Here is a 24,321-nt window from a genome sequence, read left to right as displayed (position 1 = left end):
CTCTCCCCCACGGCTTTGACCTGCGGTTACTTCACGACTCCCGCGGCGGAGCCGCTGGCGGTGTGCTCGGTGGCCGCGCGGGGCACGGGCCGGTCGGCGCGCAGCGCCTTCCACACGAGGTCCGCCTTGGGCTTGTCGACGAGGACGCGGTTGGCGTCGGCGGTGTCGTACTGCACCGGCATCGTGACCATGTGCATGTCGCCCGAGCCGAGGCCCTTGAGCCCGTTGGCGAACGACGTGAGGTCCTGCACCGAGGCCAGGTCGGAGTCGGTCGTCACGGACTTGGTGGCGGTGTCGGCGAGGTCGTACAGCTTCTTGGGGTTGCCGAAGACGCCGACGTGCTTGATCTGGTCCATGAGCGCCTTTATGAACGCCTGCTGGAGCTGGATGCGGCCGAGGTCGCTGCCGTCGCCGACGCCGTGCCGGGTGCGCACGAGACCGAGGGCCTGCTTGCCGTCGAGGGTGTGGCGGCCCGCGGCGAGCTTGAGGTGGCTGTCGGGGTCGTCGATCGCCTTGCTGGTGGTGATGTCGACGCCGCCGAGGTCGTCGATCAGCTCCTGGAAGCCGCTGAAGTCGACCTCGACGTAGTGGTCCATGCGGATGCCGCTGAGCGACTCGACGGTCTTGACCGCGCAGGCCGCGCCGCCCGTGGAGTACGCCGAGTTGAACATGACGCCGGACTGCGCGGGGTGCTCGGTGCCGTCCTTGTCGGTGCAGGACGGGCGGTCGATCAGGGTGTCGCGCGGGATGGAGACGATGCTCGCCTTCTTGTGCCCCTTGTACAGGTGCACGACCATCGCGGTGTCCGAGCGGGCCGAGCCCTCGTCCTGGCCGCCGCCGACCTTCTTGTTCTTGCCGGCGCGGCTGTCGGAGCCCAGGACGAGGATGTCCTGCGAGCCGTTGTCGACGTTCTTCGGGCGGTCGGTGCCGAGCGCCGCGTTGATGTCGACGCTCTTGATGTTGCCGTCGAGCTTGAAGTACACGTACCCGAGCCCGGTGCCGCCGAGGACGACGACGCCCGCGGCGCCCCACGCCGCGTAGCGCAGCGCCTTGCTGCCGGCGCTCCGCGGCTTGCGGCGCCTGCCCTTGGCGCGGCGGCGCCCGGGCTTGCTGTCATGGTCCGGCATGTGCTCCTCGCAGGTTCTCTCTTCGAATCGCCCTGAAGGGTTACACAACAGGCTGTGCCCGCTCAGGCGCACCGCCGTCACGCATGGTGACCGCCCCTCCCGTCTCCCCTGCCCTCACCTGCGCTTTTGGGCCCTTGTGCCGCTTCCTTCACAGAGGGCTCCGATCCTGGCGCGTGTGGTGAAGGTCTCCGGGTACGGATGCCCCGCGCGGGGCGCCGTGAACGGTCCGGGGACGCCCGCGGACACGCGAAAGCCGCGGTCGCCTCCACCTGAGTAGATGCGACCGCGGCTTTCCGGGTTGCCTGGCGCGCGGACGCGCTACGGCTGTGACGTACGGCGTCAGTCGTTGCCGTTGCCCGGGGCGGGCGTCGTCTTCTGGATCTGGAGCAGGAACTCCGCGTTGGACTTCGTCTGCTTCATCTTGTCGAGGAGCAGCTCGATGGCCTGCTGCTGGTCGAGCGCGTGCAGCACCCGGCGCAGCTTCCAGACGATCGCCAGCTCGTCGCTGCCGAGCAGGATCTCTTCCTTGCGGGTGCCGGACGCGTCGACGTCCACCGCCGGGAAGATGCGCTTGTCGGCGAGCTTGCGGTCGAGCTTGAGCTCCATGTTGCCGGTGCCCTTGAACTCCTCGAAGATCACCTCGTCCATGCGGGACCCGGTGTCGACGAGCGCGGTGGCGAGGATGGTCAGCGAGCCGCCGTCCTCGATGTTGCGCGCGGCGCCGAAGAAACGCTTCGGGGGGTACAGGGCCGTCGAGTCGACACCACCGGACAGGATGCGTCCGGAGGCCGGGGCGGCGAGGTTGTACGCGCGGCCCAGGCGGGTGATCGAGTCGAGCAGGACGACGACGTCGTGACCCAGCTCCACGAGGCGCTTGGCGCGCTCGATGGCCAGCTCGGCGACCGTGGTGTGGTCCTCGGCCGGGCGGTCGAAGGTCGAGGAGATGACCTCGCCCTTGACCGACCGCTGCATGTCGGTGACCTCTTCGGGCCGCTCGTCGACGAGGACGACCATGAGGTGGCACTCGGGGTTGTTGTGCGTGATCGCGTTGGCCACGGCCTGCATGATCATGGTCTTGCCGGTCTTCGGCGGGGCCACGATCAGACCGCGCTGGCCCTTGCCGATGGGCGAGACGAGGTCGATGATGCGGGTCGTCAGCACCCCCGGGTCGGTCTCCAGGCGGAGCCGGTCCTGCGGGTACAGCGGCGTCAGCTTGTTGAACTCCGGGCGCCCGCGCCCGGATTCGGGCGCCATGCCGTTGACGGAGTCGAGGCGGACCAGCGCGTTGAACTTCTCGCGGCGCTCGCCTTCCTTCGGCTGGCGCACGGCACCGGTGACGTGGTCGCCCTTGCGCAGGCCGTTCTTGCGGACCTGGGCGAGGGAGACGTAGACGTCGTTGGGACCGGGCAGGTAGCCCGAGGTACGGATGAAGGCGTAGTTGTCGAGGATGTCGAGGATGCCCGCGACGGGGATCAGGACGTCGTCCTCGGAGACCTGCGGCTCGTTGCCGAAGTCCTCGCGCCCGCGACGGCCCCGGCGGTCGCGGTAGCGGCCCCGGCGCCCGCGGCGGCCGCCGCCGTCGTCGTCGTAGCCGTCGTCCTGCTGCTGCTGGCGTCCGCCGCCCTGCTGCTGGCGGCCACCCTGGTCCTTGTTGCCGGCGTTGCCGCCGTTGCCGCCGCCCTGGTCGTCGCCCTTGCCGCGGCGGTCGCGGTCGCGGCCCCCGCGGTCCCGGCGGTCGCGGCGCTCACGGCGGCCCTCGTTGCCGTTGTCGTCGCCGCGGTTGTCGTTGCCGCCGCCCTGGGACTGGCCGCCCTGCTGAGCGTCCTGCTGCTTGTCCTGCTTGGGCTCGGCCTTGGCCTCACCGGCCGTCTCCGGGCTGCCCGCCTCGGCGGTGGCGCGCCGGCGGCGGCGCTCGCCGCCCGGCTGCTCGTCGCCCGCGCCCTGGCCCGGGATCTCGATCTGCTGCTGGGCCGCGGCCTTGGCCTCGGCCGCGTCGGCCTTGCCGGACTTGGCCTCGGCCTTCGTCGCCTGCGCCCCGGCGTCGGCGGCGCCCTCGTCACCCGTACGGGCCTTGGAGGTGGCCCGGCGCTTGGGCTTGGTCTCGGCGCCCTCGGCGTTCTTCGCGGACGCACCGCCGCCCGCCTGAGCCTCCTTGATGACCTCGATCAACTGGCTCTTGCGCATCCGCGCGGTGCCCTTGATGCCGAGGCCCGATGCGACCTGCTGCAGCTCGGCCAGCACCATGCCGTCAAGGCCGGTGCCGCGGCGCCGCCGGGAGCCCGAAGCACCGGCGGCGGGCGCGGCGGAGGCGTCCGCAGAGGACGCGGCGGGCGCGGCAGCGGAGCTGTCGGCAGTCACGCCCATCAGATCGGTGGTGTCGCTCACGAAGGGTCCTTCCCTGGAGCGGACGTCGGCCTGTCTGGCTCGGCGACCGGTTGTGCTGTCCGGCGGTGGTCCTGCCTGTAAGGACCGTGCCGGGGCGGTTGTCCGCCGATGAGGCGGAAGAATTCATTGGTGACGGCGATTCCCGATTCCGCGGGTGCACTCGATTTCTGTGTCACGCGGCTGGGTCACGCCGATTCCGGAGCATGCTCGCCTGCATTCAGCACCGTGCCCCGGCGTACAAGGGCGAAGTGCGGAATTGCTGGGGAGGCTCCCGGAAGAAAGGTTGTCCCGGACGGGGACACACAGCACCTCGCCATGGTGAGGTCGGGTGCAGACTTGAGGTTAACACTACCGGAGCCAACAAACATTCCCCCTCTCGTGATCCGGCGACCGGATTGTTTTCTTTCAGACGCTCAGACGCTCTGGGTGCCGAGTGGCAGCACGCTCGCCCCGTCCGCGTCGAGGGCGAGGCGGTTGGCCGCCCAGCCCTCTCCGGCCAGCCGGGCGACCTTGTCGGCCGTGCCGTCCTCCACCAGGGCGATGACCGTGGGGCCCGCCCCGGAGATCATGGCGGGGATCCCGTCGGCGCGCAGGCGCTCCACCAGGGCGGCGCTCTCCGGCATCGCGGGCGCCCGGTACTCCTGGTGCAGCCGGTCCTCGGTGGCCGGCAGCAGCAGCTCGGGGCGGCGCGTGAGGGCCTCGACGAGCAGGGCGGCGCGGCCCGCGTTGGCGGCGGCGTCGACGTGCGGGACCGTACGGGGAAGCAGGCTGCGGGCCATCTCGGTCAGCACGGGCCGGCCGGGGACGAAGACCACCGGAACGACGGACGGGGCCGCGTCCAGACGGACGGCACGGCCCGCGCCGCCCTCGGTCCAGGCGATGGTGAAGCCGCCGAGCAGGCAGGGCGCCACATTGTCGGGGTGGCCCTCGATCTCGGAGGCCAGCTCCAGCAGCGCCGCGTCGTCGAGCCGGGCGTCGCCGCCGGTGGTGACGGCGCGGGCGGCGACGATGCCGGCGCAGATGGCGGCGGAGGAGGAGCCGAGGCCGCGCCCGTGCGGGATGCGGTTGGCGCAGACGATCTCCAGGCCGCGCGGCTGCCCGCCGAGCAGGTCGAAGGCGGTACGCAGGGACCGTACGAGCAGGTGGGACTCGTCGCGGGGCAGGGTCTCGGCGCCCTCACCCGCGATGTCGATGTGCAGCCCGGAGTCGGCGACCCTGACGACGACGTCGTCGTAGAGCCCCAGCGCGAGGCCCAGGGAGTCGAAACCCGGGCCGAGGTTGGCGCTGGTGGCGGGGACGCGCACCCTGACGGCGGCGGCGCGGAACGCGGGACCGGCCATCGCTCGATGACTCTCCTTGAGCTGCGGGATGTTTCGGGAAACTTCCGATGTCTTGTGAGGCGCACGCCACAGCCGGGCCGTCGAACGACGGAACCACGGCGGTGATGCGCGGAAAACGACGGAACGGCGGCGGCACCGCGGAAAATGCGGTGAGCGGGCTCGGTACAGCCTATCGAAGGAAGGTTCTGTGGCGACATAGGGCGCACAGGAGGCGCACGATGCGTGTCGTAAGCCCCCCTGTGCACCCCCTGTACGGATACGCCCAGTTGACGCGCGGTCAGCCCGGCGCGAAAACGGCTCGCGGGCCGCACGCGGGGCGCGTCGCCAGGCGCTCCGTCAGGCGCGTCGCGTCGCTCAGGCCAGGCCCAGGCGCTCGGCGGCGGCCGCCGCGTCGACCGGCACGGTGACCGGCTGCGGGGCGCCGGCGACGGCCCAGTCCGGGTCCTTCAGACCGTTGCCCGTGACCGTGCAGACGATCTTCTGGCCGGGGTCGACCTTGCCCTGCTCGGCCGCCTTCAGCAGACCGGCGACGGACGCGGCCGACGCGGGCTCGACGAAGACACCCTCCTGGGACGCCAACAGCTTGTAGGCGCGCAGGATCTCACGGTCCGTCACCTCGTCGATGAAGCCGCCGGACTCGTCCCGGGCGGCCAGCGCGAAGTCCCAGGACGCGGGGTTGCCGATGCGGATCGCGGTGGCGATCGTCGAGGGGTCCTTGACGACCTCGCCGCGCACGATCGGCGCCGAGCCGGACGCCTGGAAGCCCCACATGCGCGGGGTACGCGACGACACCGAGTCGGCCGCGTACTCCTTGTAGCCCTTCCAGTAGGCCGTGATGTTGCCCGCGTTGCCGACCGGCAGGACGTGGATGTCGGGGGCGTCGCCGAGGGCGTCCACGATCTCGAACGAGGCGGTCTTCTGACCCTCGATACGGAACGGGTTCACCGAGTTGACCAGCGCCACCGGGTAGTTCTCCGACAGGCCGCGCGCGAGGTTCAGGCAGTCGTCGAAGTTGCCGTCGACCTGGAGGATCTTCGAGCCGTAGACGAGCGCCTGGCCCATCTTGCCGAGCGCGATCTTGCCGCGCGGCACGAGCACCGCGCAGACCATGCCGGCGCGCACGGCGTACGCGGCGGCCGACGCCGAGGTGTTGCCGGTGGAGGCGCAGATGACGGCCTGCGCGCCTTCCTCCTTGGCCTTGGTGATGGCCATGGTCATGCCGCGGTCCTTGAAGGAGCCGGTCGGGTTCGCGCCCTCGACCTTCAGGTGGACCTCGCAGCCCGTGCGCTCGGAGAGCAGCTGGGCGGGCACGAGCGGCGTGCCGCCCTCGCGCAGCGTCACGACCGGCGTGGTGGTGGACACCGGGAGCCGGTCCCGGTACTCCTCGATGATGCCGCGCCACTGGTGGGTCATTCCGGTCATCCCTGCTACTCCCCTTCAACACGCATGATGCTGGCGACACCGCGCACGGTGTCGAGCTGACGCAGCGCGTCCACGGTCCCGGTGAGGGCCGCGTCCGCCGCGCGATGGGTGACGACGACGAGGGACGCCTCGCCGTCCTTCCCCGACTGGCGCACGGTGTCGATGGAGACGCCGTGCTCGGCGAAGACCGTCGCCACCTGCGCGAGAACGCCGGGCTTGTCGGCCACGTCGAGGCTGATGTGGTACCGCGTGACGACGTCCCCCATCGGGGAGACGGGCAGCTGCGTGTACGCGGAGTCGCCGGGGCCCGTCGCGCCGCCGAGGCGGTTGCGGCAGACGGCGACGAGGTCGCCGAGGACGGCGGAGGCGGTGGGTGAGCCGCCCGCGCCGGGCCCGTAGAACATGAGCTGGCCCGCGGCCTCGGCCTCGACGAACACGGCGTTGTACGCGCCGCGCACGGAGGCCAGCGGGTGGGTCAGCGGGATCATCGCCGGGTGGACGCGGGCGGTGACGGAGCGGCCGTCGGCGGCGCGCTCGCAGATGGCGAGGAGCTTGATGGTGCAGCCCATCTCCTTCGCGGAGGCGAAGTCGGCGGCGGTCACCTCGGTCATGCCCTCGCGGTAGACGTCGTCGAGGCGCACGCGCGTGTGGAAGGCGATCCCCGCGAGGATGGCGGCCTTGGCGGCGGCGTCGAAGCCCTCGACGTCGGCGGTCGGGTCGGCCTCCGCGTAACCGAGCGCGGTGGCCTCGTCCAGGGCCTCCTGGTAGCCGGCGCCGGTGGTGTCCATCTTGTCGAGGATGAAGTTCGTCGTGCCGTTGACGATGCCGAGCACGCGGTTGACCTTGTCGCCGGCCAGCGATTCGCGCAGCGGGCGGATCAGCGGGATGGCGCCGGCGACGGCGGCCTCGTAGTACAGGTCGCGGCCGTGCTCGACGGCGGCGGCGTGCAGGGACTCGCCGTCCTGGGCGAGCAGCGCCTTGTTCGCCGAGACGACCGAAGCGCCGTGCTCGAACGCGGTGCTGATCAGGGTGCGGGCGGGCTCGATCCCTCCGATGACTTCGACGACCACGTCGATGTCGCCGCGTTTGACGAGGGCGGTGGCGTCGGTGGTGACGAGCGCCGGGTCGATGCCCTCGCGGACCCGGTCGGGGCGCCGGACGGCGACGCCGGCCAGCTCGACGGGGGCACCGATGCGGGCGGCGAGGTCCTCGGCGTGCGTCGTCATGATGCGCGCCACCTCTGAGCCGACAACCCCACAGCCCAGCAGCGCCACCTTCAGCGGACGCGTACGCATCATCCGACCTCGTTTCCCTCTGCTACCGCGCCGCGTGTCACGGCGTGTCTCGTATCTCTACGGTTGTCTACGGTGGAACCAGTCTCACCCACCGGACCGGGCTTTCTGCCCCCGGTCCGGATGATGAGACAGATATTTCATTTATCCGACGTCGAGACGCAGAAGATCTTCCTCCGTCTCGCGCCGGACGATCACCCGCGCCGCGCCGTCGCGGACGGCGACGACGGGCGGGCGGAGCGCGTGGTTGTAGTTGCTGGCCATGGAGCGGCAGTACGCGCCGGTGGCCGGGACCGCGATCAGGTCGCCCGGCGCGACGTCCGCCGGCAGGAACGCGTCCTTGACCACGATGTCCCCGCTCTCGCAGTGCTTGCCGACGACGCGCACGAGCATCGGCTCGGCGTCGGAGCGGCGGGAGACGAGGGCGACGGTGTACTCGGCGTCGTAGAGCGCCGTACGGATGTTGTCGGACATGCCGCCGTCCACGGAGACGTACGTCCGCAGCCCGTCGAGCGGCTTGACCGTACCGACCGTGTACAGGGTGAAGGCGGTCGGGCCGACGATGGCGCGGCCGGGCTCGACGGAGATGCGCGGCGTGCGCAGGTCGGCGGCCTCGCACTCGCGGGTGACGATCTCGGTGAGCGCCTTGGCGATCTCGTGCGGCTCGCGCGGGTCGTCGTCGCTGGTGTACGCGATGCCGAGGCCGCCGCCGAGGTCGATCTCGGGCAGTTCGACGCCGTGCTCGTCGCGGACCTCGGCGAGCAGGCCGACGACGCGGCGGGCGGCGACCTCGAAGCCGGCCATGTCGAAGATCTGCGAGCCGATGTGTGAGTGGATGCCGATGAGTTCGAGGCCGTCGAGCTTGAGGGCCCGCCGCACGGCTTCGGCGGCCTGTCCCCCGGCCAGCGCGATCCCGAACTTCTGGTCCTCGTGGGCCGTGGCGATGAACTCGTGGGTGTGCGCCTCGACGCCGACCGTCACGCGGATCTGTACGCGCTGCCGCCTGCCGAGCCGGTCGGCGATGTGGGCGACGCGGACGATCTCCTGGAAGGAGTCGAGGACGATCCGCCCGACGCCCGCCTCGACGGCCCGCTCGATCTCGTCCTCGGTCTTGTTGTTGCCGTGGAAGGCGATGCGCTCGGCGGGCATCCCGGCGGACAGCGCGGTGGCGAGTTCGCCGCCGGAGCACACGTCGAGGTTGAGGCCCTCCTCGTGCAGCCAGCGCACGACGGCCCGGCTCAGGAACGCCTTGCCCGCGTAGAACACGTCGGCGTCCGCGCCGAACGCGTCGCGCCACGCGGCGCACCGGGCGCGGAAGTCGGCCTCGTCCATGAAGTAGGCGGGCGTGCCGAACTCCTCGGCGAGCCGGGCGACTTCGATGCCGCCGACGCGCACCGTGCCGTCGGCGGCGCGCTCCACGGTCCGCGACCAGACCTTCGGGTCGAGGGCGTTGAGGTCGGCGGGCGGCGCGCTGTAGTGGCCCTCGGGCAGGACGTCGGCGTGGCGGGGGCCTGCGGGGTGTGCGGAACGGCTCATGGCTTCGGGGCGCTCACTTCTGTGCTTAGAGATGTGCGGGGGCGTCGATACCGAGCAGGGTCAGGCCGCCGGCCAGCACCGTCCCGGCGGCTTCGGCGAGCGCGAGCCGGGCGCGGTGGGCGGCCGAGGGTTTCTCGTCACCGAGGGGCAGCACGGTCGGGTGCAGCGTGGTGAGGAAGGTGTCGGCCACGTCGACGAGGTGCCGGGCGAGCCGGTCGGGCGCGCGGTGCCGGGCGGCGGCGAGCAGCACGCGGGGGTGGTCCTCCAGGGGCCGCAGCAGGGGGTGACCGGGCACCTGTCCGGCCGCGTCGAAGCCGAGCCGCTCCGCCTCCCGCGTGAGCGCGCGGGTGCGGGCGTGGGCGTACCGGACGCGGAAGAGGGGGTTGCTCTCGCGCTGGGCGAGGTGCGCGGCCCGCTCGTCGGCGGTGGCGGTACGGGCGTGGTCGTGCCCGGCGGGGTACAGCAGCGCCCACCGTCCGGCGTCGCGCCCGAGCCCGGCGGGGTCGGCGGGGACGGGCCGCACGGTCGCCTCGTCCGGTCGTCCGGCGTACGTGACGTGCGCGTCGGCGCCCTGGGAGCGGGCGATGCGGGCGAGCGCGTCGGCGGTGATCTCGGCGCGGGGTTCGCGGGGGACGCGCAGGTCGAGGCGGGTGCCGCGCAGGGCGTCGCCGTGTCCGTAGGCGGGGCCCCGGGTGCGGATGAGGGTGACGAGGTCGCCGGTGCCGCCAGTGCCGCCGTCGGGGTCGGTGACGGGGTCGAGGGTGAGGTTGAGGAAGCCGGGCCCGGTGACGTCGACGACGGCGACGCCGGGTCCGGCGGTGAGCAGCCTGGCCAGTACCTCGGCGACCTCGCGCGGGGGGCGTCCGGCGGGGCCGGCGAGCTGGAGGGCGACGTTGGTGGCGTAGTCGCCGCGTCCGCCGGGCCGGGGCCGCTCCACGACGATCCGGGCCCCGCCCCCGTCGACGGCGGCCCGCGCCCCCTCCCCCAGCTCCCCGTCGTCGACCGCACGCCGAACGGCGCACAGGACGGTACGGGAGAGCTCTGCGGGGGTCACGGGACAAGCGTAGGCGAGGAGGGGGGTGGGTATGCGACCCGGTTTCCGGGGGTCCCGGCATGTGGACGAGCGGGGGCGGCTTTCTTGCGGGGGGCCGGCTTCCTTGGGAGGGGCCGACGTCCCGATCACCCGGGGCGGACCGGTGGAAACGGGAAGGCAACGGGCAGGACGCCTACTGCTAGGCGAAGGATGCCTACTGCTCGGCAGGGTCCGACCCCGGGTACGGGCCGGGGTCACTCTCGTGGGCGGGGTCGCTGGGGCGCGGGCCGGGACCGGGGCCGGGCCCCGGTCCCGGGGGGTTGGGCTCGCCGGCGTGGGGCTCCCCGGCGGCGACGAGCCTGACCGGCACGGCGGCCCGCCCGTTCTCCCGCAACTCCTTGACGACCCGCACGAGTTCACCCGGTTCGAACGGTTTGGAGAGGAAGGCGTCCACCCCGACATCGACGCCGCTCTCGACCTCGTACTGGGTGCATGCGCTGACGACGACGATGGGCAGCCCCTGGGTCCGCTCGTCGTCCCGCAGCCGGGCGGCGGTCCGCAGCCCGTCCAGCCTCGGCATGACCACGTCCAACGTGACCACATCGGGCCGCACCTCATGTACGACGTCGAGACATTCGGCACCATCAGCCGCGGTCACGACCTCGAAGCCCTCCAGCTCGAGATTGACCCTGATCAGTTGCCGGATCGCCCTGCTGTCATCGACGACAAGGACCCGGCCGGACGCGCCTGGCACACGTTGAGAGTAGGTCGACCGGTGCCACCGCGTCCGGGTTTTCCCCACTTCCACCCCGTACAGGTGACCCGGCCCTTGCCCCACCGATATCCGTACCTGACCACCCCGCATGAGCTGGTAGGGTTCTACCCGTCGCCAGCACGAAGCGACGACGCCCCCGTAGCTCAGGGGATAGAGCAACGGCCTCCGGAGCCGTGTGCGCAGGTTCGAATCCTGCCGGGGGCACTCCAGCTCGGACAGCGTGATCAAGCCGCTGACCTGCTGAAGTGCCAAGCACGAAGACCCGGACTCAGTCCTACTGAGTCCGGGTCTTCGTCGTTATGTGTCACCGATCGCGAGTGAGTGGCGAGTGAGGATGCAGCGCTGCTCTAGCGAGAAGCACCCCGCGCCACGGACCTCTCCTGACGCGAATAACTCGCGCGCCAACGCGGCGCGTCTCCCCGATGGGCCCGCCGGGGACCCGCCGCCTACATGTACCTCCCGCGTTCAGCCAGTTCGTGATGCAGGTGTGCCGCAGGTCGTATGGGCGATGGGAAGCGGGGACTCCACCTTGTCTGGCGGAAGGGCGATCGGCCATCCGCATCTTAGCCAAACGGCCCTACTGTCCGCGGTCGATCAGAGGGATAGGAGGGTCACTCCGCAGCCCTCGACGCGCGTATCGTCAACGCGCGGCGGACTCGCCCGACTCACCTGCCAGCGACCGGTTGTGCTGCGTCACTCCGCTACTGGTCAACTACGGGCGAGCTGGCGATCGCGGCGTCCTGTCCGGAACCGTGTGCGCAGGTTCTGGCGGTCAAGCAGCTTGAGTCGGGCTCTGACCAGGGCGGATACTGGAAGATGAGGGTGGGGTCAAGCTGGGTCTCAGCCTCTATTCTTTGGTGACGCGGGGTCGCCTATGGGCAGCCCTCCACGTGCAAGCGCTTGGTTACTACGGCCAAGTGGTGTGAGGTGGCCCAGGCACGCCACTCCGTTCCCCTCCTGCCCTCGCTCGGCGGCGCAGCGCGCACTCCTGCAAGAGTTCGTCCCCCCAGGACGTGGCGGAGCCGGCCTCGGGCCAGTAGGGCGAGCTGACCAAAGCTGCACACAGGTCGAAGAACGCGTCGTTCCCCCTTCCAGCTCTGGGATACACAAAGACCTGCCAGTCCGTTCCGGTGGTGTAGCGGACATTGGGGCGGGGGCCTATGCGCCCCTCGGGAGGAAGCCTGGGGCTCGCCACCCCGAAGTCGCCGAAGTTCAACTCCTTGCCTTGCCACTTCTCCGCGACGTCCAGCCAGAGCCGCGCATCCTCTCGCCTGACGCGCGTAACCGTTCCTGAGCGGAACCCCGTCAGGTCGGCAGGAAAAGCTCCTGAAGCCAGGCTGAGGGTCCTCCATGGCCACCGGGACATATGTTTCAGGGCGGCGAGCACACTGCCTCTGAGCCGCTCCCGCACCCCACGGGTCGGCACGGGACCGGCATCGACCAGCAGATCGATTTCACCTGGGTCCAGGTATACGGCGGTGAGCAGATCACGTATACGCCTGCCATCCGGAAGGCGCTCAGTACCGTTTCCGGAGAGAGGGATCCTCAGGCACGCCCCTTGCCCATGGTCCGCAGACGCGTGCGCGATCTCGCTCAGCAGTTCGTCACTGTCATCGCATCGGAACACCGGACACATCGGTCGATCCCTCAAACCCAGTGACTCGCTCAGGCGTGCCACGGGTCCCCCGATATCGCCTTCGAGTACGCGGGTATGGGGCAGCGCACTGCAGTCCACCGTGAGGACCATGTTGTTCGGTACGCGTTGCATTGCGCGGTCACAGAACGTTTCCAGCAGGTCCCGCACTCTCTCCGCGGGCACGATTTCCATCACGGGACGAATGGCCGCCTGCACGCTCTCCGACGTGTGCTCCAGGGCGTAGAACTCACCGGCTCTGCCCTTGAGGATCGGGACGTAGAACACGAACACCCCCGTACTGCCACTTGCCGAGACCGCCGCTTTCAACAGGGTGCCGAACAGGGAAAGGAGCAGAAAGGGTGCTGTTCTGGCCAGACGACTCAAAGGTGGTGTCTGCCGAGTTGGCCGGGAGAGGTCGCCCCATCCTGGCCGTTGGACGAGTGCCGAGAGCGGACGGCATCTGCCTCAGAACAGTGGGGTTGCTGTGTTCAGGGTTGTGGCCAGGGTCAGGGTTGCGTTGGCTGAGGACATGGCTGAGGTCATCGTGCCTGCCAGTGCCGTCCACGTGGCCGCGCCGGGGGCCGTGAAGAGTGGGGGCCAGGGAGGTGGGGGTGGGGTCAGGAGGGCTTTTACGCGGCGGGGGATCGGGCCCGTCGGGGTGTGGGGGGACGCGAAGGGGAGGGGTGGTGGGGAGGCGTGGGTGAGGAGGGCTGCTTTGGCTACTGCTCTTGCTGTGAGGGGGCGGTCGTTCAGGGTGCGGGCCGCTTCCTCGTCCGCCCAGCGTTCGACCGTGTAGGTGAGGGCCGTGCGCAGGGGGCGCAGGAACGGGTTGGCGCGGGCCGCCAGTTGGGCGAGGAGCAGGTGGCGGTGGTGGCCGGCTGTCGCGTGGGCGCGTTCGTGGGCGAACAGGGCCCGGCGTTCGGGCGCGGTGAGGCCCGCGAGCATGGCGGTGGAGACGACGACGCGGCCCGTGGGGAGGGTGTGGGCGTAGGGCGTGTCGTCCGGGAGTACGGCGATCCGGTGGTTCCGGCGGTGGGGCGGGAGCGGGGCCAGCGCGCGGTGGGCGCGGCGGAGCCGGACGCGGCGGCGGATCAGGAACGTACCCATCGAGGCCAGGGCCGCTGCCAGTGCCGCCAGTGCCGCGCGGCCGGTCAGTTCGTCGTGCGGGACCGCGGCTCGTACTTCCGGGGCGGCCCAGCCGTCGGGCAGCGGGTTGCCGGGGAGTTGGGCCGTGCCGACGATCGCCAGCAGGCCGAGGCAGAGTGTGCTGCACAGGGCGAGGACGCAGCTCAGGGCCGTCAGGAGCAGGGTCGCGGGGCGCGGGTGGAGGCGGCGTTCGGCGAGGCGGGCCACCGGCCAGGCCGTCAGCGGCAGAATCAGCGGGAGGAAGACGAAGACGCCCATGGGTCGCTCAGCCGGCCTCGGGGGTGTGCGGTGGGGTGTCGTCGGTCAGAAGCGTACGCAGGAGCTGTTCGTCGTGGGCCGAGAGGCTGGAGACGAAACTGGCGAGGACGGCGGCCCGGTCGCTCTCGGCGTCGAGGACGCGGCGCATGCGGTGGGCGGCGAGGCCGGCTTCGTCGGAGGCGGCGGTCCAGGTGAAGGAGCGGCCGGCGCGTTCGCGGGTGACGGCGCCCTTGGCCTTGAGGCGGGTGAGGATGGTGATGACGGTGGTGTGGGCGAGGGTGCCGCCGAGGTGGGCGCGTACCCAGCCGGCCGTCGCGGGGCCCGGGGCGGCGCGGAGGGCGGCGAGTACCTGGCCCTCCAGTTCGCCTTGCCCGCGCCGGCGGGTGGCGGAGGTGTCGGGGCGGCGCGTGGCGGAGGTGTCGGGTCCGCGGGCGCCGGAGGCATCGGGTTTGCGGGCGCGGTCGCGCCCCCGTCGGCGTCCGCCGTCGTCCTGGCCCCCCGTCACGTGCCTCGCCTCCTCCGGTCGCCGGGCCGACGTGGCGCTCGTCGTCCGACGCGGCGCTCGTCGTCGGACGTGGCGCTCGCCGTCCGACGTGGTCCGGATCGCCGCCGCGTCGCCCGCGGCATTCATCGTAGTGAAATGTCCGCCTCCGGTGGTGCTTGGTTGTGAGAGCCGCCACCCGGGACCTGTCCAGGTTTACGTGTGCGGCGGTCGGTGACTACGGTGCGTGGGATGTCGCGCAGCCACTTGAACCTCGCAAACCTGGGAAGACGAGTTTTCGGGAGTCGAGGTTCCATACGGGAGGGATCGTGAGCGAACCGGTAAGGCTGGCGGCGCACCGGACACCGTTGCCCGAGCAGCACGTGGCCACCGTGCCTCCCCCCGCGCGCTCCTCGGCGCCCGCGGCGGCGAAGGCGGCGGCACCGGCGAAGAAGCGGGACGCGTTCTTCGACAACGCCAAGTACCTGGCCATCGTGCTGGTGGCGATGGGTCACGCGTGGGAGCCGCTGCGCGGGGACAGCAGGGCGGCGGCGGCGCTGTACATCACGGTGTACACGTTCCACATGCCGGCGTTCATCATCATCTCCGGTTTCTTCTCGCGCTCGTTCGACGCGAGTCCCGGGCGGCTGAAGCGGCTGATCACGGGTGTGGCGGTGCCGTACGTGGTCTTCGAGGTCGCGTACACGATGTTCAAGCGCACGGCGGGCGGCGATCCTGACTATCCGATCAGTCTGCTCGACCCCTGGTATCTGACGTGGTTCCTGATCGCGCTGTTCGTGTGGCGGCTGTCGACGCCGCTGTGGAAGGTCGTGCGGTGGCCGCTGCCGCTGTCGCTGGCCGTCGCGGCGCTCGCCTCCGTCTCCCCCGACATCGGCGACGACCTGGACCTCCAACGCGTCCTGCAGTTCCTGCCGTTCTTCGTCCTGGGCCTGTGTCTGAAGCCGGAGCACTTCAAGCTGGTGCGCCGCAAGGAGGTCCGGCTGCTGGCGGTGCCGGTGTTCGCGTCGGCGCTGCTGTTCGCGTACTGGGCGGCCCCGCGCATGAACGCGGCCTGGTTCTACCGGCGCGACAGCGCACAGGAGTTGGGCGCTCCGGGGTGGACCGGCGCGGTGATGACACTGGCGATGTTCGGCTGCTCGGTGATCCTCGCCGCGTGCTTCTTCGCGTGGGTGCCGGGGCGCAAGCTGTGGTTCACGGCGCTGGGCGCGGGCACGCTGTACGGCTATCTGCTGCACGGCTTCCTCGCCAAGGGCTCCCGCTTCTGGGACTGGTACGAGGTCGACTGGGTGCACACACCGTGGGGCGAGATCGTGGTGACGCTGGCCGCGATGACCGTGATCACCGTGTTGTGCACGCCGCCGGTGCAGCGCATGTTCCGGTTCGTGATGGAGCCGAAGATGGAGTGGGCGTTCAAGCGGGACGCGGCGCAGGTCGCACGCGGGCGCTGAGGGCGCCGGTCCGGCGGCGGTGAGTGCACGCCGGGGCGTTCGTGAGAGTGGGGCGCGGGTCCGTTCGTACGGGCCCGCGCCCCACGCGTGTGTGCGGGCGGGGTCGTTATCCGGGGCTCGTGGCTCGCGGCTCGTGGCTCGGCGGGCGGGGGGCTCGTACTCGTACGCCTACATGCGGAGTCGTACGTACGGGCTTGTGCGCGGGGCCTGTTGAAGTCCAGGGGGGCGGGGCGTGCGGGGTCAGGCCGAGGCGCGTTTGCGGGGGGCCGCCTTCTTCGCCGGGGCGGCCTTCTTCGCCTTGGCCGACTTCGAGGTCGTCGACGAGGACGACGAGGAGGACGTCTTCTTCGCCGTCGCCTTCTTCTTGGTGCCGCCGGACGAACTCCCCGACGCCTTCGACGTGGACGTACCGGAGGACCGAGAGGTGCCCGAACTCGATTTCGCCGTACGGGACTTCGCCGGCGTCGCCTTCTTGCGCTGGCGGCCGGAGAGGTGGGTGACCTCGGCGACGTCCTCCTCCCCCTCGCCGGACGCGCCGCGTGCCTCCTTCGCCGCCCGCACACTGCTCTCCAGCGCCGCCATGAGGTCGATGACCTTGCCACCGCCGGACTTGGCCGCCGCCGGCGCCTCCTCCAGCTCCCCGCCGGAGGTCTTGGCGGCGATGAGCTCCTCGACGGCCGTGCGGTAGTCGTCGTGCAGGGAGTCCATGTCGACGTCGCCGAGGGTGTCCATGAGGGCGTCCGCGAGATCCAACTCGGCGTCGCGCACGGTGACATGCGTGTCCGGGGCGACGTCCTCGGGCGCGCGGATCTCGTCGGGCCACAGCAGGCCGTGCATGGCGATGACGTCGTCGACGACGCGCAGCATGCCGAGCCGTTCCCGCCCGCGCAGGGCGAACTTGGCGATGGCGACCTTCTTGCTGCGCTTCAGCGCCTCCCGCAGCAGCGTGTACGGCTTGGCGGCCGGCACCCCGTTCGCCGCGAGGTAGTACGCCGTGTCCATCTGGAGCGGGTCGATCCGGTCCGCCGGGACGAACGCCACGATCTCGATGGTCTTGGCCGTCGGGATGGGCAGCGCGGCGAGGTCGTCCTCCGTGATGGGGATGATCGACCCGTCGGCGTCCTCGTACCCCTTGCCGATCTCGGCGGTGGGGACTTCCTTCTCCTCCAGTTCGCACACCTTGCGGTAGCGGATACGCCCGCCGTCCTCCAGATGGATCTGGCGGAAGGAGATGTTGTGGTTCTCGGTGGCGTTGACCAGCTTGATCGGAATGCTGACCAGGCCGAAGGAAATGGCGCCGTTCCATATGGAGCGCACGGGGGACCTCCCGTTTGGTCAGTATGAGGCAGGATCGTTCAGGTTTCGTACGTGTTCGTGCAGATTGCCAGAGTATTACCGTATGACGCCGATCACAGAAGTGGAGGGCCGGCGGCTGGCGCTGAGCAACCTGGAGAAGGTGCTGTATCCGGCCACCGGGTTCACCAAGGGCGAGCTGCTGCACTACTACGCGACGGTCGCGCCGGTGCTGCTGCCGCATCTGCGGGACCGTCCGCTGTCGTTCCTGCGCTATCCGGACGGGCCCGGGGGGCAGCGGTTCTTCGCCAAGAACGTGCCGCCGGGGACACCCGCCTGGGTGAACACGGCGGAGGTGACCCGTTCGGACGGCGTATCGCGGCAGATCCTCGTACAGGACCTGGCGACGCTGATGTGGGCGGCGAACCTCGTCACGGAGTTCCACACCCCGCAGTGGCGGGTGAGCGCCCCGGCGCGGGCGGACCGGCTGGTGTTCGACCTGGACCCGGGGGCGCCCGCGGACATCGTGCAGTGCTGCGAGGTGGCGCTGTGGCTGCGCGAGCGGCTGGCGGCGGACGGGCTCGACGCGTACGCGAAGACCTCGGGGTCGAAGGGGCTGCATCTGCTGGTGCCGCTGACGCCGACCCCTTCGGAGCAGGTCAGCGCGTACGCCAAGGCCCTCGCCCAGGAGGCGGAGGCGGCGCTGCCGAGGCTGGTGGTGCACCGGATGGCGCGGGAACTGCGGCCCTCGAAGGTGTTCGTCGACCACAGCCAGAACGCGGCGGCGAAGACCACCGCCGCCCCCTACACCCTGCGCGCCCGCCCCGAGCCGACCGTTTCCGCGCCGGTCACCTGGGACGAGGTCGACGCCTGCGAGGACGCCTCTGACCTGGTGTTCTACGCCGAAGCCGTCACCGAGCGGCTGGCCGGACACGGCGACCTCCTCGCCCCGCTGAACGACCCGGCGCGCGCGGGCGCCCTCCCCTCATGAACGCGGCCGACGCCTGGCTCCCGCTGCCCACGCCCGTCGAGGTGGCGCTCGCGGAGTCGGTGGACGCGCTGCCGCCGGGGGGCGGGTGGGCGTACGAGCCGAAGTTCGACGGCCATCGCATGGTCGTACTGCGCGGTCCCGGGGAGGAGGTGCGGCTCCAGGCCCGTTCGGGCCGTACGGTGACGCGCGCGTTCCCCGACCTGGTGGCGGCGGCGCGGCGGCTGCCGGCGGGCGTGGTGCTCGACGGCGAGGTCGTCGTCTGGCACGAGGGGCGTACGGACTTCGCGGCCGTGCAGCGGCGGGCCGCGGCGGCGTCGGCCGCCCGGGCGCGGGCGCTGGCGCGTGAGCTGCCCGCGTCGTACGCGGCGTTCGACGTGCTCGCCGAGGGCGGCGCCGATGTGCGCCGTGAGCCGTATGCGCGGCGGCGGGAGCGGCTGGTGCGGCTGCTGGGGGCGGTGGGGCCGCCGTTGCAGGCGGTGCCGTCGACGAGTGACCGGGCGGAGGCGCTGGTCTGGTACGAGTCGCTGACGGCGGCCGGGGTGGAGGGTCTGGTCGTCAAACGGCTCGACGGCCCCTACCCGGGCGGGCGGCGCACCTGGCTGAAACTGCGGCACAGCGACACCCGGGACGCGCGGGTCATCGGTTACACGGGGTCGGCGGAGGCGCCGCGGGCCCTGGTGATCGCGCTGCCGGGTGACGGCTCCCCTGTGCTGACCTCACCCCTGCCGAGGGGGCTGCGGGCGCAGGCGGGGCGGTTGTTGCGGGGGGTGGCGGGGGTGCCGGGGGCGGGCGGGGCGCCGGGAACGGGAGGTACGCCGGGGGCGGCTGGGGCGGGGGGTGCGCCCGGGGCGGGGGGTGTTGCTGGTGAACGGGCGGTTGTCACGGCGGTGGGCGTGGGTGAGGTGCCGTACGAGGTGCTGCCGCCGGACAACGGGCTGGTGCTTGAGGTCACCCAGCGGTCCACTCGGCATGGGGCGTTCTCGGCGGAGGCGGTTCGGTTTCGGTGAGTTTCGGTGTGGGCGGGCCCTTGGGGCGGGGAGGGAGAGCACTGCTCCGGAGCAAGAGGGTTGCTCCGGTACGAGAGCGCTGCTCCGGAGCGAGAGGGGTGCTCCGGTACGAGAGCGCTGCTCCGAGTTGCCACAGATACAGCGTGCTCGCCGGTGGGAGTGGGCTGCCCGGAGGTAAGAGCGCCGCTCTGGGACGGGAGCAGCTCGCGCGGGCGAGAGCAGTGCATCACGGCGAGAGTGCTCTGCTCCGTGACGAGAGCACGGCTCCGTAACGAGAGCACCGCTCCGAACTGGGAGCGGCGCAACCGGTCCGGTGCGGCCGACCGCGCCCAGAGCACCGCTCCGGCCGGCCCGGGGGGCAGATCGCGTCGGCGAGAGCAGCGCATCACGGCGAGAGCACCGCTCCGAAACGAGAGCGGTGCAAGCGGCGGCGGGAGTTGGCCGGCCGAGGCGAGAGCACCGCTCTCGGGTGAGAACGCCCCGCACCGTGACAGCGGCCCGGCACCAGAGCGCCACCCCAGGCCATGAGCACCGCCCCCAGGCCGACAGCACCGCTCCAGCGCGAGAGCATCGCTCCCGACCAAGAGCGCCACTCCAGCGCGAGAGCACCGCTCCAGTGCGAGAGCAACGCTCCCGACCCAGAACACCGCTCCAAACCGAGGGCACCGCTCCCCACCTCCCCCACCCCGCGGCGCCCCCCTCCCGCTGGGCCCACCGGCCCGCCGGCCCACCGGCTCGACCGCCCGCTGGCTCCACGTCCCGCCGGCCCGCCGGCCCGCCGGCCCGCCGGCCCACGGCTCGACGGCCCGCTGGCTCCGCGGCTCGGCGGCTCGCCGGGCTACACGCCCCTCCACGTCGAGCGGTCGCGGGCCATCGCGTGGAGGGCTTCTACGTCCGCTGGTTTCAGGTGGCCCGCGTTGCGGCCGAGGGTGGAGACGTCCGTGGCGGTCAGGATGCGTATGTCCGTCGGGGCGCGGACCAGTTCGACGGAGGCGGGCCCGACGAGGACGAGTACGGGCCGGATCTCGGCGGTGAGCGCGGCGCAGGCGCGGGCCGCGTCCGCTCGCACCCGGCGCAGCAGCGGTCCCGCCGTGCCCCGGCCCACGGCGACGACGGGGTCCGCGACGCGGACGCGGGCGCGGTGGGCGGCGACGGTGTGCAGGGCGTACAGGCCGCCGGGCCCGATCAGCAGGTGGTGCAGCGTGTCGCCCCCCGGCAGGGGCACCGCGTGCAGGACGCGCCAGCCGCCCCCTTCGAGCCCGTCCAGCACCTCGCCGACCCGGGCCTGCGCGGCGAGCGCCCGGCGCCGCGGGTCCCGGCGCAGCACGCGCGGCGGGCCGGGGTCGCGGGCGAGGGCGACGAGGAGCGCCTCGCCGGGCCGGTTGGGCGCGAGGTCGTCGTCGGGGTGGAGGGTGAGCCGGGCCAGCTCGGCCGGGGTCGGCGCGGGCGGCGGCCCCACCGTGACCGGTCCGGTGACGAACGGGCGCAGGGCCGCGAGCACCGCCTCCCGATGGTCCTCGCTGAACAGGTCGATCCGGCCGGTGTCCCGGTCGTACCAGGCCAGGTTCCGGCCGTCCTCCGCGCAGACGCAGAGCCGTTCGCGGCCGTGGCGCCAGGTCGGGACGACACGCAGTCCGTTCATGCCCCATCACCCCCCATGACCATGGGAGCAGCAAGCCGCGTCGCAGGCAAGGAGCGGGCGGCCGGTGCGCGGGCGCGGACACTGGCGCACTGGCGCCGGCGGACAGTGAGGGCGCTTTGTTACACAGCTGCCGAATCTCCGTGATGCCGGACTTCTACGGTGAACGGGTCGATCAGGTTGACCTGGAACCGTTCCGGTCGTGTCGCGGCCGCCCTCGGGGGGCGCGCGGGGCGTCCCCGTACCGCAAGGAGCTTCCGTGCGCCCCGCTCTCCTGCGCAGCGCCGTCGTCGGTGTGGTGCTGACCGCCGCGGCGGCGGCTCCGGCGGCCGCGTTCGCCGAGACGGTCGCGGACGCGGTGACCCATCCGCACGCGAGCGCGCCGCAGGCCCCCGCGATGCCCCAGGCCCCCGTCGGGCAGCAGCTCCCCGACCAGCAACAACACCAGCATCAGGGACAGCCACAGCAGGCCCCCGCCGAGCAGCCGCAGGCCCCGGCGCAGCACCCGCAGGCGTCCCCGTTGCCCGGCGAGGGCGACGGCGTGGAGGACGTGGCGACCAACCCGTACTACGTGGTGACGGGTGGCGTGCTGGCACTCGCGGGCGCCGCCGGTCTCGTGTACTCCTCGGTCCGCCGCTCCCGTTCGGACACCTGAGCGCATGCCCTCGGCCCCCGCTCGGGGCACCTGAGTACTGGCCTCGGCCCCCGCTCCGGCCCCCGCCCAGGGCCCGCTCGGGGCACCTGACCTCATGCCCGGCCCCCGCCCAGGGCCCGGTCCGGCCCCCCGCCCAGGGCCCGCCCGGCAGGTCGGCGGCGCGGACTTCGCCAAGAATAGGGTGGACGAAGCCGTCCCCCCGCGTGGAACGACCGCGCAGAACAGGAGCGCAGTGACACCCAGGCGCGTGCTCCCCGCCGCCCTCGCCGTATCCGCCGCCGCCCTGCTGCTGGCCGGCTGCGGCGACTCGGGCGGGCTGCGGAGCGCGGGCCCGACGCCGACGGCGGTGGGCCCGCGTGTGCTGTGGCCCGGGCGCCCGCCGGCGACGGAGGCGACCGACGATTACACGGCGGGCGACACGCACGTGATCAAGGGTGTTCCGGTGCCCGGCGGCGATCTGCGCAAGGTGAATCCGGTGACGGTGGTGCGGGCCCGTATCGAGGCGGACCCGGGCTCGTACAAGGACGTGGTGAAGGAGTTGCCCCGGTGCGGCGATCCGGGCTCGCCGCGCCCGGGCTGCCCGGTGCTGCGCGCCTACTACCCGGATCTGACGGGCGACGGCAAGGCCGATCTGCTGATCGCGGTCCGCGCCCCGCACGGCAAGCTCTACACGCAGGTGTACATGTACGCGGGCGGCAAGCTGACGCAGATCATGGACGACAGCGACGCGGTGATCAACGTCCAGCTCGCCCGGCGCAACGTGGTCGTGCGGGCGGTCGCGGACCTGCCCGGGTACGAGTACCGCACGTCCTGGTCGTACGACACGCACCAGAAGGCGATGCTGCCGACGCGGGACGAGATCATCCGCACCGGCCCGCCCGGGACGCCGACGCCGCGCGGCTCCACCCGTACGCCCGCGCCCGCCTCCCCCTCCGCGACGCCCTCGCCTTCCCCGGGGCTGTCGTGAGGCGCCGGCCCCGGCTGCCCGCGTGGACGGCGTCGCTGACGTGGAAGGCGGCGGCGTTCATCGCGGTCATCTGCTGCGCGCTGGCCGCGCTGCTCGGCGTCCTCGTGCACGTCTCCGTGACGAACCAGACGGTCGGGCAGGCCCGTGAGCGCGCGCTGTCGCTGCTCGGGGACGCGTCGGTGCGTTACGAGGCGGGCAACCGGCTGCCGCCCGGCGCGGGCGTGGACCCCGAGGGGCTGCCCGCGTCGCTGCGGACCCTCGCGGCGCACGGGCAGCGCGGCACGATGGTCGGCGATCAGCACGGCAGCCCGACGATGTGGGCGGCGGCCCCGGCGGCGGGCGGCCGGGCACTCGCCGTACGGATCGACTACACGCAGGGCGTCCGCACGATCGACGGCCTGGACAACGCGATCCTCGGCTCGTCGGTGCTCGCCATCTCGGCGACGCTGCTGGTCGGCGCGTTCGCCGTGACGCGCGTGACGCGGCGGCTGCACACGACCGCGCGCGTGGCCCGCAAGATCAGCGCGGGCGAGCTGGACGTGCGGGTGAACGATCCGCGGGCCGACCATCCGCACCGCCACCAGGACGAGGTCGCGGACGTGGCCGGCGCCCTGGACAGCATGGCGTCGTCGTTGCAGGCCCGCATCCTCACCGAGCAGCGCTTCACGGCGGACGTCGCCCATGAGCTGCGTACGCCGTTGACGGGACTGCACGCGGCGGCCGAGCTGCTGCCGCCGGGCCGGCCGACGGAGCTGGTGCGGGACCGGGTGGCGGCGCTGCGCACGCTGACGGAGGACCTGCTGGAGATCTCCCGGCTGGACGCGCGCAGCGAGCGGGCGGAGCTGGACGACACCTGGCTCGGGCCGGTCGCGGAGCGGGTGGTGCGGGCGTCGGGGACGAAGACGGAGGTGGTCGTCGTACGGGACGTCTGCGTGCTGACCGAGCGGCGGCGCCTGGAGCGGGTCCTCGGCAACCTCGTGGGCAACGCGCACCGGCACGGCGCGGCGCCGGTGACGCTGACGGTGGACGGGCCGGTGCTCACCGTCCGCGACCACGGCGGCGGCTTCCCGGACTATCTGGTGGAGCACGGGCCGCAGCGGTTCCGTACGGACGCGGGTTCGCGGGGGCACGGGCTCGGGCTGACGATCGCGCTCGGGCAGGCAGAAGTGCTGGGCGCGCGGCTGACGTTCACGAACGCGCCGGACGGCGGGGCGGTGGCGACGCTGACCCTCCCTCACGACGACACGCAGCCGCCCCGCCCGGCGTGAGACATGGGGTCTCCGCCCCGGCCGGCCTGAGGAAAAGGGGCGCGCTCCGGCCGGCCTGAGAAACCGGGGCCCGCCCCCGCCCGGCCGGAGAAACGGGGCCCGCCCCGCCCGGGGCCTCACCCCACCGGCGTCCGCCGCCGTGCGGGGCGGGGGCAGGCGCCGTTAGCTGGGTGGTGGGCCCGCTCGGGCCCGTCCCCACTCCCCCGTCCCGAAGGATGCTCCATGAGCGCTCGGACCCTCTCCACCCGTCTCGCCATCGGCGTCGCCGCCGCCGCGACACTCGCCGCCACGGCCACCCCCGCCCTCGCCTCGGCCGGCGCCGCCGGCGACAACCACCGTGCGCCGGTCTACAAGGGCCGCGTCATCGCCAAGACCGGTCTGCTGCTGCGCGAGTCCCCGACGCGCGGCGGCAAGGTCGTGCGCAGCGAGCGCTACCACGCGATCGTGCCGATCTTCTGCAAGACCCGCGGCGACAACGTGGGCGGCAACCACCTCTGGTACCTGCTGACCGACGGCACCTGGGCGTGGGGTTCGGCGAAGTACATCGAGAACATCGGCGCGGCGCCCCGCTGGTGCTGACATAACCGGAGATCGCGGACAT

20 protein-coding genes and 1 tRNA gene are annotated in these 24,321 nt (G+C 72.2%); 8 read left to right on the top strand and 13 right to left on the bottom strand.

The window, feature by feature from the left end:
• Window positions 1-26 precede the first annotated feature (26 nt).
• The 8 genes from ACZ7LY_RS06760 to ACZ7LY_RS06725 form a co-directional block, all read right to left on the bottom strand.
• Entirely contained in the window at window positions 27-1,127 is a 1,101-nt protein-coding gene (locus ACZ7LY_RS06760) for an LCP family protein (RefSeq protein ID WP_471623432.1), read from the bottom strand.
• 339 nt (window positions 1,128-1,466) lie between these two features.
• Window positions 1,467-3,512, bottom strand: coding sequence for a transcription termination factor Rho (gene rho / locus ACZ7LY_RS06755; protein ID WP_471623431.1), 2,046 nt, complete (start codon window positions 3,510-3,512; stop codon window positions 1,467-1,469).
• Window positions 3,513-3,925: 413 nt separating this feature from the next.
• Window positions 3,926-4,852 (bottom strand): homoserine kinase, encoded by a 927-nt coding sequence (gene thrB / locus ACZ7LY_RS06750; RefSeq protein WP_471623430.1) that lies wholly within the window; start codon window positions 4,850-4,852, stop codon window positions 3,926-3,928.
• Window positions 4,853-5,206: 354 nt separating this feature from the next.
• A complete protein-coding gene (gene thrC / locus ACZ7LY_RS06745; protein WP_471623512.1) occupies window positions 5,207-6,265 on the bottom strand; it encodes a threonine synthase in 1,059 nt (352 codons plus the stop codon).
• Window positions 6,266-6,279: 14 nt separating this feature from the next.
• Entirely contained in the window at window positions 6,280-7,572 is a 1,293-nt protein-coding gene (locus ACZ7LY_RS06740) for a homoserine dehydrogenase (RefSeq protein ID WP_471623429.1), read from the bottom strand.
• A gap of 138 nt (window positions 7,573-7,710) precedes the next feature.
• The gene (gene lysA / locus ACZ7LY_RS06735; RefSeq protein ID WP_471623428.1) at window positions 7,711-9,102 is read right to left on the bottom strand and encodes a diaminopimelate decarboxylase; all 1,392 of its coding nucleotides are present in this window, start codon (window positions 9,100-9,102) and stop codon (window positions 7,711-7,713) included.
• A 25-nt stretch (window positions 9,103-9,127) separates the two neighbouring features.
• A complete protein-coding gene (nrtL, locus tag ACZ7LY_RS06730) occupies window positions 9,128-10,156 on the bottom strand; it encodes an ArgS-related anticodon-binding protein NrtL (RefSeq protein ID WP_471623427.1) in 1,029 nt (342 codons plus the stop codon).
• Between the two features lie 193 nt (window positions 10,157-10,349).
• Window positions 10,350-10,889, bottom strand: coding sequence for a response regulator (locus ACZ7LY_RS06725; protein WP_471623426.1), 540 nt, complete (start codon window positions 10,887-10,889; stop codon window positions 10,350-10,352).
• A gap of 153 nt (window positions 10,890-11,042) precedes the next feature.
• Between ACZ7LY_RS06725 and ACZ7LY_RS06720 the strand changes: the two genes are divergently transcribed.
• Window positions 11,043-11,114 (top strand) — tRNA-Arg (locus tag ACZ7LY_RS06720).
• A 703-nt stretch (window positions 11,115-11,817) separates the two neighbouring features.
• On the opposite strand, the gene ACZ7LY_RS06715 is transcribed toward ACZ7LY_RS06720, so the two are convergent.
• The 3 genes from ACZ7LY_RS06715 to ACZ7LY_RS06705 all read right to left on the bottom strand — a co-directional run bounded on the left by ACZ7LY_RS06715 (window position 11,818) and on the right by ACZ7LY_RS06705 (window position 14,311).
• Window positions 11,818-12,930, bottom strand: a complete 1,113-nt coding sequence (locus ACZ7LY_RS06715; RefSeq protein WP_471623425.1) for a beta family protein — start codon at window positions 12,928-12,930, stop codon at window positions 11,818-11,820.
• 81 nt (window positions 12,931-13,011) lie between these two features.
• Complete coding sequence (locus tag ACZ7LY_RS06710) at window positions 13,012-13,950, bottom strand: M56 family metallopeptidase (RefSeq protein WP_471623424.1); 939 nt, start codon at window positions 13,948-13,950, stop codon at window positions 13,012-13,014.
• Between the two features lie 7 nt (window positions 13,951-13,957).
• Window positions 13,958-14,311: a BlaI/MecI/CopY family transcriptional regulator gene (locus tag ACZ7LY_RS06705; protein WP_471623511.1), complete on the bottom strand. Its 354-nt coding sequence runs from the start codon at window positions 14,309-14,311 to the stop codon at window positions 13,958-13,960.
• A gap of 512 nt (window positions 14,312-14,823) precedes the next feature.
• On the opposite strand from ACZ7LY_RS06705, the gene ACZ7LY_RS06700 reads away from it, so the two are divergent.
• Window positions 14,824-15,900 carry an acyltransferase family protein gene (locus tag ACZ7LY_RS06700; protein ID WP_471623510.1) on the top strand — a complete coding sequence of 359 codons (1,077 nt, stop codon included), beginning with the start codon at window positions 14,824-14,826 and terminating at the stop codon, window positions 15,898-15,900.
• 240 nt (window positions 15,901-16,140) lie between these two features.
• Here ACZ7LY_RS06700 and ku read toward each other — a convergent pair whose 3' ends face one another.
• A complete protein-coding gene (ku, locus tag ACZ7LY_RS06695; protein ID WP_471623423.1) occupies window positions 16,141-17,217 on the bottom strand; it encodes a non-homologous end joining protein Ku in 1,077 nt (358 codons plus the stop codon).
• Window positions 17,218-17,299: 82 nt separating this feature from the next.
• Between ku and ligD the strand changes: the two genes are divergently transcribed.
• Both ligD and ACZ7LY_RS06685 read left to right on the top strand, forming a co-directional pair.
• Complete coding sequence (ligD, locus tag ACZ7LY_RS06690) at window positions 17,300-18,184, top strand: non-homologous end-joining DNA ligase (RefSeq protein ID WP_471623422.1); 885 nt, start codon at window positions 17,300-17,302, stop codon at window positions 18,182-18,184.
• Window positions 18,181-19,191 (top strand): ATP-dependent DNA ligase, encoded by a 1,011-nt coding sequence (locus ACZ7LY_RS06685; RefSeq protein WP_471623421.1) that lies wholly within the window; start codon window positions 18,181-18,183, stop codon window positions 19,189-19,191. Before ligD ends, ACZ7LY_RS06685 begins: the two co-directional genes overlap by 4 nt.
• 838 nt (window positions 19,192-20,029) lie before the next feature.
• Here the strand turns inward: ACZ7LY_RS06685 and ACZ7LY_RS06680 are convergent.
• Window positions 20,030-20,833, bottom strand: coding sequence for an NERD domain-containing protein (locus ACZ7LY_RS06680; RefSeq protein WP_471623420.1), 804 nt, complete (start codon window positions 20,831-20,833; stop codon window positions 20,030-20,032).
• A 256-nt stretch (window positions 20,834-21,089) separates the two neighbouring features.
• Between ACZ7LY_RS06680 and ACZ7LY_RS06675 the strand changes: the two genes are divergently transcribed.
• The 4 genes from ACZ7LY_RS06675 to ACZ7LY_RS06660 all read left to right on the top strand — a co-directional run bounded on the left by ACZ7LY_RS06675 (window position 21,090) and on the right by ACZ7LY_RS06660 (window position 24,299).
• Complete coding sequence (locus tag ACZ7LY_RS06675) at window positions 21,090-21,485, top strand: hypothetical protein (RefSeq protein WP_471623419.1); 396 nt, start codon at window positions 21,090-21,092, stop codon at window positions 21,483-21,485.
• 232 nt (window positions 21,486-21,717) lie between these two features.
• Complete coding sequence (locus ACZ7LY_RS06670) at window positions 21,718-22,452, top strand: hypothetical protein (RefSeq protein WP_471623418.1); 735 nt, start codon at window positions 21,718-21,720, stop codon at window positions 22,450-22,452.
• Window positions 22,449-23,720, top strand: coding sequence for an ATP-binding protein (locus ACZ7LY_RS06665; RefSeq protein ID WP_471623417.1), 1,272 nt, complete (start codon window positions 22,449-22,451; stop codon window positions 23,718-23,720). Before ACZ7LY_RS06670 ends, ACZ7LY_RS06665 begins: the two co-directional genes overlap by 4 nt.
• 222 nt (window positions 23,721-23,942) lie before the next feature.
• Window positions 23,943-24,299, top strand: coding sequence for an SH3 domain-containing protein (locus ACZ7LY_RS06660; protein WP_471623416.1), 357 nt, complete (start codon window positions 23,943-23,945; stop codon window positions 24,297-24,299).
• The last annotated feature ends 22 nt before the right edge of the window (window positions 24,300-24,321 follow it).

It is taken from the genome of Streptomyces sp. NPDC107550, assembly GCF_055639095.1.
This window is presented reverse-complemented; position numbering and strand designations above follow the sequence as displayed.